Annotated in this window: 12 protein-coding genes; 9 read left to right on the forward strand and 3 right to left on the reverse strand. The window is 66.7% G+C overall.

Annotation, left to right across the window (positions count from 1 at the left end; all coding sequences use genetic code 11):
• Window positions 1-112: 112 nt before the first annotated feature.
• Together dsbD and V6W80_RS02945 are read right to left on the reverse strand one after the other, a co-directional pair.
• Window positions 113-1876 carry a protein-disulfide reductase DsbD gene (gene dsbD, locus V6W80_RS02940; protein WP_338545809.1) on the reverse strand — a complete coding sequence of 588 codons (1764 nt, stop codon included), beginning with the start codon at window positions 1874-1876 and terminating at the stop codon, window positions 113-115.
• Between the two features lie 56 nt (window positions 1877-1932).
• Window positions 1933-3552: a response regulator gene (locus tag V6W80_RS02945; RefSeq protein ID WP_068384974.1), complete on the reverse strand. Its 1620-nt coding sequence runs from the start codon at window positions 3550-3552 to the stop codon at window positions 1933-1935.
• 268 nt (window positions 3553-3820) lie between these two features.
• Between V6W80_RS02945 and V6W80_RS02950 the strand changes: the two genes are divergently transcribed.
• The 7 genes from V6W80_RS02950 to V6W80_RS02980 all read left to right on the forward strand — a co-directional run bounded on the left by V6W80_RS02950 (window position 3821) and on the right by V6W80_RS02980 (window position 9408).
• On the forward strand, window positions 3821-4837 hold the full coding sequence (locus tag V6W80_RS02950) for a DUF2333 family protein (protein ID WP_064309283.1): 1017 nt from the start codon (window positions 3821-3823) through the stop codon (window positions 4835-4837).
• A complete protein-coding gene (locus V6W80_RS02955; protein WP_017641052.1) occupies window positions 4837-5388 on the forward strand; it encodes an NUDIX hydrolase in 552 nt (183 codons plus the stop codon). The genes V6W80_RS02950 and V6W80_RS02955 overlap by 1 nt, the downstream gene beginning before the upstream one ends.
• A 143-nt stretch (window positions 5389-5531) precedes the next feature.
• Window positions 5532-5876: a translation initiation factor Sui1 gene (locus V6W80_RS02960; protein WP_017641051.1), complete on the forward strand. Its 345-nt coding sequence runs from the start codon at window positions 5532-5534 to the stop codon at window positions 5874-5876.
• An 86-nt stretch (window positions 5877-5962) separates the two neighbouring features.
• Window positions 5963-7876: an arginine decarboxylase gene (gene speA, locus V6W80_RS02965; RefSeq protein WP_007161593.1), complete on the forward strand. Its 1914-nt coding sequence runs from the start codon at window positions 5963-5965 to the stop codon at window positions 7874-7876.
• Window positions 7877-8082: 206 nt separating this feature from the next.
• Window positions 8083-8337: a hypothetical protein gene (locus V6W80_RS02970; protein ID WP_064309282.1), complete on the forward strand. Its 255-nt coding sequence runs from the start codon at window positions 8083-8085 to the stop codon at window positions 8335-8337.
• Complete coding sequence (locus tag V6W80_RS02975) at window positions 8334-8897, forward strand: lipocalin family protein (RefSeq protein WP_160924113.1); 564 nt, start codon at window positions 8334-8336, stop codon at window positions 8895-8897. Before V6W80_RS02970 ends, V6W80_RS02975 begins: the two co-directional genes overlap by 4 nt.
• A 16-nt stretch (window positions 8898-8913) precedes the next feature.
• Entirely contained in the window at window positions 8914-9408 is a 495-nt protein-coding gene (locus V6W80_RS02980) for a YbhB/YbcL family Raf kinase inhibitor-like protein (RefSeq protein WP_093254254.1), read from the forward strand.
• A gap of 17 nt (window positions 9409-9425) precedes the next feature.
• Here the strand turns inward: V6W80_RS02980 and V6W80_RS02985 are convergent, their stop codons facing one another.
• Window positions 9426-10229, reverse strand: a complete 804-nt coding sequence (locus V6W80_RS02985; protein ID WP_338545810.1) for a hypothetical protein — start codon at window positions 10227-10229, stop codon at window positions 9426-9428.
• A gap of 132 nt (window positions 10230-10361) precedes the next feature.
• Between V6W80_RS02985 and pip the strand changes: the two genes are divergently transcribed.
• Together pip and dtd are read left to right on the forward strand one after the other, a co-directional pair.
• A complete protein-coding gene (gene pip, locus V6W80_RS02990; RefSeq protein WP_068384959.1) occupies window positions 10362-11327 on the forward strand; it encodes a prolyl aminopeptidase in 966 nt (321 codons plus the stop codon).
• Window positions 11324-11761: a D-aminoacyl-tRNA deacylase gene (dtd, locus tag V6W80_RS02995; protein ID WP_338545811.1), complete on the forward strand. Its 438-nt coding sequence runs from the start codon at window positions 11324-11326 to the stop codon at window positions 11759-11761. The genes pip and dtd overlap by 4 nt, the downstream gene beginning before the upstream one ends.
• Window positions 11762-11881: the final 120 nt, after the last annotated feature.

Here is an 11881-nt window from a genome sequence, read left to right on the forward strand (position 1 = left end):
ACTTGCCTCGCGATTTCGCAACCAGATTGGCCGCGGACTATGCCGCAACCAGAGGTGACTGTCCAGTCGCTAGACGTTTGCCGGAAATAGCCGCACGTTGGGCGAAATTCTTTTAATCGCTGGCGATAAGCCTTTTTGCTTCGTCCAGTCGGGCGAGAAAGCCCGCGGCGTCGATTTCGCCGACGATGCGTCCCTTTGCCTGTTCCTGGCCGTTGGCCGCATAGAACAGGATCGCCGGCGGGCCGAATAGGCCGTGCTGCTGCAGCCACTGCCGCTGTTCCCGGGTGCTTTGCGTCATATCGAAGCGGATCAGCTCGAAGTCCCTGAGTTGTGCCTGGACTTCGGGGTTACCGAATACCTCGCGCTCGATCAGCTTGCAGCTGATGCACCAGTCGGCGTAGACATCCACCAGCACCGGTCGACCGCCGCCGAGACTGCTGGCCAGCGCAGCCGGATCGCTGAGGCTGCGCATGCCGTCGGGGTGCGCAGCCACTCCAGGCACCGCCGAGTCACCCAGAGGCCGCAGCGGATCGCTGGCGCCGTGCAGGGCACCGATACCCGCCGCCACCCCATAGACTACCAGGGCCAGTCCGGCCAGTTGCAGCAGACGCTGGCGGGGCGGCTTGGGCACCAATTCCAGGGCCCCGAGAAACAACCCGACGCCGGCCGCCAGCAGGCCCCAGGCGGCCAAGGCCAGTGGTCCCGGCAACAGCCGTTCGAGCAGCCACAGGGCCACCGCCAGCAGCAGCACGCCAAAGGCGTTGCGCATGCCCACCAGCCAGGCGCCGCTGCGTGGCAGCAGGGCGCCGCCACCGGCGGCGATGAGGACCAGCGGGGTACCCATGCCCAGGCCCAGGGCGAACAGGGCGAGTCCGCCGCCAAGCCAGTCGGCGGTGCTGCTGATGTAGAGCAGTAGGCCCGCCAGGGGCGCCGAGACGCAGGGCGAGACGATCAGGCTGGAGAGCACGCCCAGGGTGGCCGCGCCGCCGAGGGAGCCGCCGCGGGTGCCACTGGCCAGCTGTTCCAGGCGCTCGCGCAGGGCCGCCGGCAGGCGCAGTTCGAAAAGGCCGAACATGGCCAGGGCGAACAGCAGGAACAGCGCGGCGAAGGGAATCAGCACCCAGGCCGACTGCAGTTGCGCCTGCAGATTGAGACTGGCGCCAAAGACGCCCATGAGCGCGCCCAAGGCCGCGAAGCTCAGGGCCATGGGCACCACGTAGGCCAACGCCAGCAGCAGGCCACGACCCGGACGCGCCTTGCCGGCCAGCACCACCGCCGAGACGATGGGCAGCATCGGCAGGACGCAGGGGGTGAAGGTCAGCCCCAGCCCGGCGAGAAAGGCCAGCAGGAGTCTGTTCCAGCCGACCTGATCGGGGGCAGGGGCGCTGGCCGCCGGGCTCGCCGTGGGCAAGGCCGCGGAGCTGGCGATATCCAGGATGCGGGTTTCCGGTGGATAGCAGAGACCTCGGTCGGCGCAACCCTGGTAGGTGACCGTGATCCGACCGCCGCGGCCGGGCGCGAGGGGCAGGGGGATGTCGACGCCGGCGTGATAGACCTGGACATCGCCGAACCATTCATCGTGCTTGGGCTCGCCGGGCGGCAGGACCACCGGTGCGCTCAGCAGGCCGGGATCGGCGTCGAAGGCGAAGCGCTGCCGATAGAGGTAGTAGCCCTCGGCGATGGTGAAGCGCACCAGGGGGCGGCCCTCGGCATCACGGCGCTGCTCCAGGCGAAAGGCCTGATCCACCGGCAGGAATTGCTGGCCGCCGCGCTGACCGTCCAGGCCCAGCGTGGCGGTCGGGCGCGGTGCATCGAACAGGCCGGCGGCGGCGGGCAGGGTCAGCAGCAGGGTGAGCAGGAACAGCAGGACACGCATGGGCTTCTCGATGATCGGCAGCGGCCGATCATAGCAGAGGCACCCGGCTCGCCAGATCAGTCCTGGCCGTACTGACGCACGCAATTGCGTCCCGCATGCTTGGCGGCATAGAGGGCTTCGTCCGCCTGCTTGGCCAGCGCGGGCATCTCCTGGCCGGGCTGCAGCTGCGCCACGCCGGCGCTGAAGGTGCAGCTGAGTTCCTTGGGCGGTGCCGGATAGTGGATCTCGGCGAAGCGCTGGCGGATCTCGTCGATCAGGCGGGTGGCGGTGGCCAGGTCGGTGTCGGGCAGTACGACGGCGAATTCCTCGCCGCCATAACGGCCGATATGGTCGGACTTGCGCAGGCGCTGCTTGAGAAACAGCGCCAGGCTCTTGATCACCCGATCGCCCATGGGGTGGCCGTAGTGGTCATTGACCTGTTTGAAATGGTCGATGTCCAGCATGGCGAAGGTGATCGGTCGCTGGCTGCGCCGCGCGCGGAAGCAGGCGTCTTCCAGCAGTTGCAGGGTATGGGTGTGGTTGTACAGCCCGGTGAGGCTGTCCTGGACGATGCGCGCCTGCAGGCTGCGCGCCCGGGCGGCGCGGGTGCGCACCGTGGCGATCAGGTGGCGCGGCTTGATCGGCTTGGTGAGGAAGTCGTCACCGCCTTCGCTCATGGCGTCCAGCTGCTTGTCGAGATCGTCCTCGGCCGACAGATAGATGATGGGCACGCTGACATAGCGCTCGTGCTGGCGGATGACCTTGGCCAGCTCGGTGCCGATGCACTCGGGCATGTACATGTCGAGGATGATCAGATCAGGGGCGAATTCCGCCAGGTGCGCCATCACCGCCCCGGGTTGCATCAGGGTGCGGGTGACGATGCCGGCGCTGTTGAGCGCCATTTCCGTGGCCATGGCCTGGGCGCGGGAATCGTCCACCACCAGGGCGCGGATCGGATCGTAGTAGACGGTGCGGGTGAGGGTCTCGATCTTTTCCAGCAGCCGCGCCGAATCCAGGGTGCCGGTATAGAACTCCTGGCCACCGGCGCGCACCGCCGCCAGGCGAAAGGGCGTATCGGCCTCCTGGTGGCTGTAGAACAGCACCGGCAACTTACGTTCGAGACCGGTCTGGGCCTCCAGCGCCAGCTGGATGCCGGCGCCTGCGCCGCCGAAGTCCACGTCCATGACGATGACCGCCGGATGGCGACTGTCCATCATCGCGCGGAAGTCGTCGGCATGGTGGACGATCTGGATGGTGACGCCGAAGTACTCCATCTGCTGCGCCAGGCGCTCGGCGCGCTCGCTGTCGAGCAGGGCGATGTAGATCGGCTTGCGCAGCGGCGGCAGGCTGGTGGTTTCCAGCTGGTCGCCCTGGCGCAGCCCGGTGCGCGACAGGCTCTGCATGGCCTGGCTGAGTTCGGTGATGGCCTGGCTGTTGAGGCGGCCGCGATTGGCGGCGACCTGGGCCAGGGAGGCGCCGATGGTCTCGGCGAGCTCGGCATGGCCCTGCTGCTCGAAGCGCTTCGCGTATTGCAGCAGGCGCGCATTGGCGTCGGTCAGTTCGGCCAGGCTGCCGGCCGTCCATTCGTCTCGTTGCAGCCGCTGCCAGATCTCCAGCACCTGACGCGACTGGTGGATGACCCGTTGCGCGAAGTGCAGCTTGAGGCGGTCCCGGCTCGGATCATCTGGTTCGCTCACGAATTGTTCCGTCATTCTTGAGGTGGTGGCCCTATGCTACCAATTGCTGGCTGGCAGGGGAGAGGCGGTACCCTGGTTAGCGGCGGCGATGCCGCTCGCATGGACACTGTCGGTCGCTTCTGGAGTAGCGTTTGTCGCCTGTTACCCTAGGCTCGGAGGCGGCTGCCCAGGTGCATTGCGCCCGAGCGGCCTGCGAGGGCTGCGCAACCGGCGCCGCGGGCAGGGGTCCAAGCGCCGACACCTTTGAAATCATTGCAAGGAATTGCCCATGCGGGAGTGGAACTTGAGATCGGGATGGCTCCGGCTGGTAGCAGCGCTCGTCGCGCTCTACCTGCTGGTCAGCCTGGCGATAGGCTGGTACTGGAGTCGTGAGCCGGATTTCTTCCCGGTGCAGCAGCATGCCCAGGAGGCGGCCACGGCCAGTGGTCGCAAGCTGGTGCTCGGCTACACCACGGTCGAGACCCTCAAGCAGGTGGCCGGCACCCTGCTGGACAAGCCGGGCGGCTATCTCTCCAACGACATCTTCCCGCCGGGCCTCTGGCTCGACGACATGCCGTCCTGGGAATATGGCGTGCTGGTGCAGACCCGTGACCTGGCGCGCGCCCTGCGCAAGGACTTCGCCCGTTCCCAGTCGCAGTCCACCGAGGACGTCGATTTGGCCCAGGCCGAGCCGCGCTTCAACTTCGACAACCACAGCTGGGCCATGCCCTCGTCGGAATCCGAGTACCGCGCCGGCATCGCCTCCCTGGATCGCTACCTGGCGCGCCTGGGTGGCCAGAACGCCCAGGGTCAGCCCGCCGCCTACTTCTATTCGCGCTCGGACAACCTGCGCAACTGGCTGGGCGACGTCGAGACCCGGCTGGGCTCGCTGTCCCAGCGACTCTCCGCCAGCGTCGGTCGCGTACGCCTCGATGCCGAGGTGCGGCCGAACCAGGACATCCCTGCCGGCCAGGTGCCCGAGGTGCATGAGCAGCGCGTCGAGACGCCCTGGCTGCAGATCGACAACGTCTTCTACGAGGCCCGCGGTCAGGCCTGGGCGCTGTCGCACATCCTGCGCGCCATCGAGGTGGACTTCGCCGACACCCTGGCCAAGAAGAACGCTACGGTCAACGTGCGCGAGATCATCCGCGAACTGGAAGCGGCGCAGCAGCCGGTCTGGAGTCCGATGATCCTCAACGGCAGCGGCTTCGGCATCCTGGCCAACCATTCGCTGGTGATCGCCAACTACATCTCCCGCGCCAACGCCGCCATCATCGACCTGCGCCAGTTGCTGGAACAGGGCTGATGACGCCGGACGCACGCGAGGCGGCGCATCGCGCCGCCTCCGACCGGGAGCTGGTGGTCTGGGTCGATCACCAGGACTGCATCCAGGGCGAATTGCCGCGGGCAGAACTGCGTGCCCGTGGCCTGATCGGCCGCTGCACCTTCATCCTGCTGTTCAATGACGCCGGCGAACTCTGCGTACATCGGCGCACCCTGAGCAAGGCGCTCTATCCCGGCTACTGGGATGTCGCTGCCGGCGGCATGGTGGCGCCCGGCGAGAGCTATGCGCAATCGGCGGCCCGCGAGCTGGCCGAGGAGCTGGGCGTCAGCGGCGTGGCCTTGCGCGAGCATGGCACCTTCTATTTCGAAGAGCCCGGCAATCGCCTCTGGGGCGGCGTGTTCAGCGCGCGCTGGAACGGCCCGCTGCGGCTGCAGCCGGAAGAGGTACTGGAGGCACGCTTCCTGGCGCCGGCCGCCATTCTCGATGAGGCTCGCCAGCGACCCTATTGCCCGGATTCGCTGGAGGCCCTGCGCCTGGCCGTCAGTCGGTCGGATGTCGCATCCCTGCCTTAATTTCTCGCATTCGCGCCTTAGCATCCGCGGGCGATGCTGCTACATTGCGCGGCCCCGGACTAGCGCGGCCCGTGCCGGCCGGCGCTGCATCCAAGGTTTCCTCCAGGCGCCCGGCGTCTGAATCGAACTGGGAGAACCGTCCCTTGAGCAAGAAAACCTCCTCGCTGTCGGATCTCAGCCGGCTGGTGTATTCCACCGACGTCGGCCGCATTCGTCCGGAAGAACCCCAGGCACCGACCCCGGCCGGTGACGGCATCGCCCGCGTGCGGCGCGAGACCAAGGGCCGCGGCGGCAAGACGGTGACCACGGTCAGCGGCGTCCCCCTGGGCGAGGAAGAGCTCAAGGACCTGGCCAGCGCGCTCAAGCGTCGCTGCGGGACCGGTGGGGCGCTCAAGGATGGCGTCATCGAGATCCAGGGCGATCATGTCGACCTGCTGCTCGGCGAACTCGAAAAGCGCGGCTTCAAGACCAAGCGGTCGGGCGGTTAGGCCAGGCCTTCCAGCCCCCGCGTACAACTTACCGCCCCTGGCGGCGGTCCATCCAAAGCAAGATTCCCTACAGGAGATTCCCGCGAATGTCCCCACGACGCACGCGCAAAGATGACGGCAGCCAGTGGACCGTGGCGGACAGCCGCAGCGTCTATGGTATTCGCCACTGGGGTGCCGGCTACTTCGCCATCAGCGATGCCGGCAACGTCGAAGTCCGCCCCCACGGCCCGGACGGCCAGCCGATCGACCTCCATGTGCTGGTCGGCCAGCTGCGCGAAGCGGGGCTGTCGCTGCCGCTGCTGGTCCGTTTCCCCGATATTCTCCAGGGCCAGGTGCGGCACCTGACCGGCGCTTTCGATCGCAACATCGAACGCCTCGACTACCAGGGCCGCTACACCGCCCTCTATCCGATCAAGGTCAACCAGCAGGAAGCGGTGGTGGAAAACATCATCGCCACTCGCGACGTCTCCATCGGCCTGGAGGCCGGCTCCAAGCCGGAGCTGATGGCGGTGCTGGCGCTGGCGCCCAAGGGCGGTACCATCGTCTGCAATGGCTACAAGGATCGCGAATTCATCCGTCTGGCGCTGATGGGCCAGAAGCTCGGTCACAGCGTCTTCATCGTCATCGAGAAGGAATCCGAGGTCCCGCTGGTGATCGAGGAGGCGGCCGAGCTCAAGGTCACGCCCCAGGTCGGCCTGCGGGTGCGGCTGTCGTCCCTGGCGTCGAGCAAATGGGCCGATACCGGTGGCGAGAAGTCCAAGTTTGGCCTCTCCGCCGCCCAGCTGCTGTCGGTGATCGAACGCTTCCGCGCCGCCGGCCTGGAGCAGGGCGTGCGCCTGCTGCACTTCCACATGGGCTCGCAGATCGCCAACCTGGCCGACTATCGCCAGGGCTTCCGTGAAGCCATCCGCTACTACGCCGAGTTGCGCGCCCTGGGCCTGCCGCTGGATCACATCGACGTGGGCGGCGGCCTGGGCGTGGACTACGACGGTACCCACTCGCGCAACGCCAGCTCGATCAACTACGACATGGACGACTACGCCGGTACCGTGGTCGGCATGCTCAAGGAGTTCTGCGACCAGCAGGAATTGCCGCATCCCAACATCTTCTCGGAAAGCGGCCGTGCCATGACCGCCCACCACGCCATGCTGGTGATGCAGGTCACCGACGTCGAGCGCCACAACGACAGCGTGCCGGCCAGCGAGCGCTTCGAAGGCAAGGCCGAGGTGGTGCAGTGGCTGGCCGAGCTGCTCGGCGACACCGATCCGGAGATGGTCACCGAGACCTATTGGCGCGCCACCCAGTACGTCAGCGAGGCCGCCGCCCAGTATGCCGCCGGCACCCTGAGCCTGAGCGACAAGGCCCTGGCCGAGCAGTGCTACTTCGCCATCTGCCGCCGCCTGTACAACCAGCTCAAGGCGCGCCAGCGCTCCCACCGCCAGGTGCTCGACGAGCTCAACGACAAGCTGGCCGACAAGTACATCTGCAACTTCTCGGTGTTCCAGAGCCTGCCCGATACCTGGGCCATCGACCAGATCCTGCCGATCGTGCCCCTGACCCGCCTGGACGAGGAGCCGGTGCGTCGCGCCGTGCTGCAGGACCTGACCTGTGATTCCGATGGCAAGATCAAGCAGTACGTCGACGAGCAGAGCATCGAGACCAGCCTGCCGGTGCACGAGGTGCGCGAGGGCGAGGACTATCTGCTGGCGGTGTTCCTGGTGGGCGCCTACCAGGAGATCCTTGGCGACATGCACAACCTGTTCGGCGACACCGATTCGGTGAACGTCTACCAGGACGCCGACGGCAGCGTGCGCCATGGCGGCATCGAGACCCACGACACCATCGAGGACATGCTCAGGTACGTGCACCTCTCGCCCGAGGAGCTGATGACCTACTACCGCGACAAGGTCGCCAGCGCCCGTCTCACCGCGCGCGAGCGCACCCAGTTCCTCGACGCCATGCGCCTGGGCCTGACCCGTTCCTCCTACCTCGCCGGCTAAGAAGCCGCTCACGATCTGCTGCGCGTCGGCCAAGCGGCGTTGAAAATGCCTTCGAAATGCTCATTTACTATCTGTAAATTCCGCTTTCTCAGGCATTGTCGTCTTGCTTGGCTCTAGCTCGCGAGATCGTGAACGGCTTCTGACGAAGCGAACCCTGGCGGCCAGGCGGGCTCTATAGCCTTGCCGTCAGGATGGAGGAGGCAGGTATGAAGTGGCGCTTGGCGCTGTTGCTGGTGGGCAGCCTGGTATTGGCCGGCTGCGGCAAGGTCAATCAGGAAAACTATTCCCGGCTCAAGGCTGGCCAGACCAAGGCCGAGGTGGAGCAGATCCTGGGTGCACCCACGGAATGCGCAGGCGCCCTGGGCGTCACCACCTGTACCTGGGGCGACCGCGGCTCCTTCATTAGCGTGCAGTATCTCAACGACAAGGTGGCGATGTTCGCCGGGCAGGGTCTGCGATGAAAACCTCTACCAAGATTCTACTGCTGGCGGGTGCCGCCGGGCTGCTCGCGGCCTGTGCCAGTGGCCCGCGCGAGGTCCCGCCGCTCACCGCGGGCAATGTCGATCTGCAGCGCTACCAGGGGCACTGGTACGAAGTGGCGCGGCTGCCGATGTTCTTCCAGCGCAAGTGCGCCCAGTCTGAAGCCAACTATCACGTCATGGCCGATGGCTCGGTTGCCGTGTTCAACCGCTGCCGCACCCTGGACGGCAAGGTGCAGGAAGCCACGGGCACCGCTACCCCGATCAAGCCGGGCGTGACCGATCGTCTCGAAGTGCGCTTCGACACCTGGTTCAGCGGCGTCCTGCCCAACGTGGCCAAGGGACCCTACTGGATCCTCTATGTCGACGACGACTACAAGACCGCCCTGGTCGGCAGTCCGGATCGCAAGTACCTCTGGTTGCTGGCGCGCAAGCCCGAGCTCTCCGCGGCGCAGAGCGAGAAGCTGCTGCGCATCGCCCGCGAGAAGGGTTACAACCTCAATCGTCTGGTCTGGCGCGAGACCGACGCCCATATGCCCTAGGCCACAGGAGCTCTCCGTGAAACTCTGGACCGATGCCTTCACCGACAACGGCTTCATGCCCAAGCGCCACGAATTCGACGTGGCCGACTTCGGCGCCCACGGCGACAACATCTCGCCTGCGCTGCAGTGGTCCGACCTGCCGGCTGATACCAAGAGCCTGGCGCTGACCGTCTACGATCCGGATGCCCCCACCGGCAGCGGATTCTGGCATTGGGTGGTGGTCAACATCCCGGTCGGCACCCAGGGCCTGGCGGAAGACGCCGGCCGCGCCGATGGCTCGGGCCTGCCGGCAGGCGCCCTGCAACTGATCAACGACTACGGCACCCGCGGCTTCGGTGGCGCGGCGCCGCCCAAGGGTGACAAGCCGCACCGCTACATCTTCCAGCTGCATGCGCTCAAGGTCGAGCAGCTGCCGGTGCCGGCCGACGCGACCAATGCGGTCGGCCGCTTCATGATCCACCTCAACCAGCTGGCCGCGGCGACCTACACCGGTCTCTACGAGATCAAGTAGGACAAAGCACGGACGGGCTAGAACTCGTCCGTCGAGGCCGCCAGGCGGATGCCGGCGGCACGCATCTCGGCCAGGAAGGCTTCACCCTGGGCTTCGAAGCCTGGCACCGAATGACTGCAGTCGGTCAACAGCACCAGGTCCTGGCGCCGCTCCACCGGCCAGAATTCCAGCAGGTCGCGCAGGGTGCTGGCCACGCAGTGGGACAGCGCCTCGCCCGCCACCAACAGGGTATCGGCCGCCTGTAGCCGGGCGATCAGCCCGGCGTCCACCGCGGTGCCCGGGTCCGCGAGGTCCAGCACCTCGGCGCGCAGGGCCGAATAGTGTTCGGTATGGGGATTGCCGCCCTTGGCGATGAACTCCACCAGGCGCCCCTGCTCTCGGCCCCAGGCATTGAGCGCCTGGTGGACATCCTCCTGCACCCCATGGCCCCAGCCGCCTACCAGGCAGTGTTCCGGCCAGATCACCAGGCGATAGCGACCGCCAGCCTCCAGCGCCTGCACATAGGCCAGCGCCCGGGCACGCTCGCTCGGCTCGCGGGTCTGCCAGCGACCATCGGCCACCTCGTCCGCGCTGATCTGGGTAAAGGGCGCCGGTGGCTGCCCGGCGGCGTCCTGCCAGCCGTGCGGATGGGCGATGTGCAGCGGCTGGTGGGAATCCAGGGTGACATGCACCCCGGTGAGCCGAGGCCCGAGGCGCTCGATCAGAGCGGCGACGCGCTGCAGGCCGGCTACCGCGCCGGGTACCGGCAGGGCCGCACTCGGCAGGTCGCAGAAATCGTTTTGCGGATCGATCAGCAGCAACTGCAGCTTGGCGTGGGACATGGCGATCTCCTTGGGCGACTGGCCGTCGATGGTGCGGGTGCCGCTGGACGCGAGGCAAGCCCGGGCAGCGTGGAAACCCGGTAAGGTGCAGGTCTATGATGAAGGGGCCGACCCTGCCCCGCGGAGCGCGACATGCTGAATCTGTACCCGGAAATCAAGCCTTACGCCCGCCACGAGCTGGCCGTCGAAGCCCCCCATGTGCTCTATGTCGATGAGAGTGGCTCGCCCGACGGTCTGCCGGTGCTGTTTATCCACGGCGGACCTGGCTCCGGATGCGATCGCCTGAGTCGGCGTTTCTTCGATCCCAATCTCTACCGCATCGTCACCTTCGATCAGCGTGGCTGTGGTCGCTCCACGCCCTATGCCAGTCTGGAAAACAACAGCACCTGGCACCTGGTCGAGGACATCGAGCGCCTGCGCGAGCACCTGGGTATCGAGCAATGGGTGCTGTTTGGCGGCTCCTGGGGATCGACCCTGGCGCTGGCCTATGCCCAGCGCCATCCCGAGCGGGTCCGCGCCATGATCCTGCGCGGCATCTTTCTCTGTCGTCCGGTGGATCTGCACTGGTTCTACCAGGATGGCGCCAGCCGGCTCTTTCCGGATTTCTGGCAGGACTATCTGCACCCCATCGCCGAGGAAGAACGCGGCAATCTCATTCAGGCCTACTACCGGCGCCTGACCGGTCCGGACGAGCTGGCGCAGATGTCCGCCGCCCGTGCCTGGTCGTGCTGGGAAGGCCGCACCGTGACCCTGAGGCCCAATCCCGACGTGCTGGAGAAATTCAGCGAGCACGCCCTGGCCATCGCCCGTATCGAATGCCACTACTTCGTCAACGACGCCTTTCTCGAACCGGACCAGCTCCTGCGCGACATGCCCAGGATCGCCCATATCCCGGCGGTGATCGTGCACGGTCGCTATGACATGGTCTGTCCCCTGGACAATGCCTGGGCCCTGCACCATGCCTGGCCCGGCAGCGAATTGCAGATCATCCGCGATGCCGGCCATGCGGCCAGCGAACCCGGTATCTGTGACGCCCTGGTGCGGGCGACCGACCAAATCGCCCGCCAGCTGCTCGATCTGCCCCAGGAGGCCGAGTGAAGGCATTGCTGCAACGGGTCGCTCGCGCCAGCGTCGAGGTGGCGGGGGATACGGTCGGCGCCATCGGCCCGGGCCTGCTGGTCCTGGTCGGCATCGAGCCGGCGGATGACGAGGCCGCCTGCGCCCGGATGCTCAAGCGCCTGCTGGAGTACCGGGTGTTCGCCGACAGCGAGCAGCGCATGAATCTGTCGCTGCAGGACGTCGGCGGCGGGCTGCTGCTGGTCTCGCAGTTCACCCTGGCCGCCGATACCCGCAGCGGGCGGCGGCCGAGCTTTTCCACCGCCGCACCGCCGGCTCAGGGCGAACGGCTGTTCGATTACTTGGTGAGCCTCGCCCGTGACCTGCATCCCGAGGTCCAGACCGGTCGTTTCGGCGCCGATATGCAGGTTTCCCTGGTCAACGACGGACCGGTGACATTTTTATTGTCGATTTAGTGAGGGCGCCCCTTACAGCGCCCTGCCAAGTGTCTATGATTGCGCAGTTCGAGTTTGAACGGTCGTCCAACTGGGGAATCATTGACCCTTGCGGGAGTCGGACCTCTGCCTATCCGTTTC

It is taken from the genome of Pseudomonas benzopyrenica, assembly GCF_036884265.1.
In the GTDB taxonomy this organism is placed as follows: domain Bacteria; phylum Pseudomonadota; class Gammaproteobacteria; order Pseudomonadales; family Pseudomonadaceae; genus Chryseomonas; species Chryseomonas benzopyrenica.

Bases quoted from the DNA above. Each gene is read 5' to 3' on its own strand.
- dsbD (WP_338545809.1), bottom strand. From the start codon at position 1,876: ATGCGTGTCCTGCTGTTCCTGCTCACCCTGCTGCTGACCCTGCCCGCC.
- V6W80_RS02950 (WP_064309283.1), top strand. From the start codon at position 3,821: ATGCGGGAGTGGAACTTGAGATCGGGATGGCTCCGGCTGGTAGCAGCG.
- V6W80_RS02955 (WP_017641052.1), top strand. From the start codon at position 4,837: ATGACGCCGGACGCACGCGAGGCGGCGCATCGCGCCGCCTCCGACCGG.
- speA (WP_007161593.1), top strand. From the start codon at position 5,963: ATGTCCCCACGACGCACGCGCAAAGATGACGGCAGCCAGTGGACCGTG.
- V6W80_RS02970 (WP_064309282.1), top strand. From the start codon at position 8,083: ATGAAGTGGCGCTTGGCGCTGTTGCTGGTGGGCAGCCTGGTATTGGCC.
- V6W80_RS02975 (WP_160924113.1), top strand. From the start codon at position 8,334: ATGAAAACCTCTACCAAGATTCTACTGCTGGCGGGTGCCGCCGGGCTG.
- V6W80_RS02985 (WP_338545810.1), bottom strand. From the start codon at position 10,229: ATGTCCCACGCCAAGCTGCAGTTGCTGCTGATCGATCCGCAAAACGAT.
- pip (WP_068384959.1), top strand. From the start codon at position 10,362: ATGCTGAATCTGTACCCGGAAATCAAGCCTTACGCCCGCCACGAGCTG.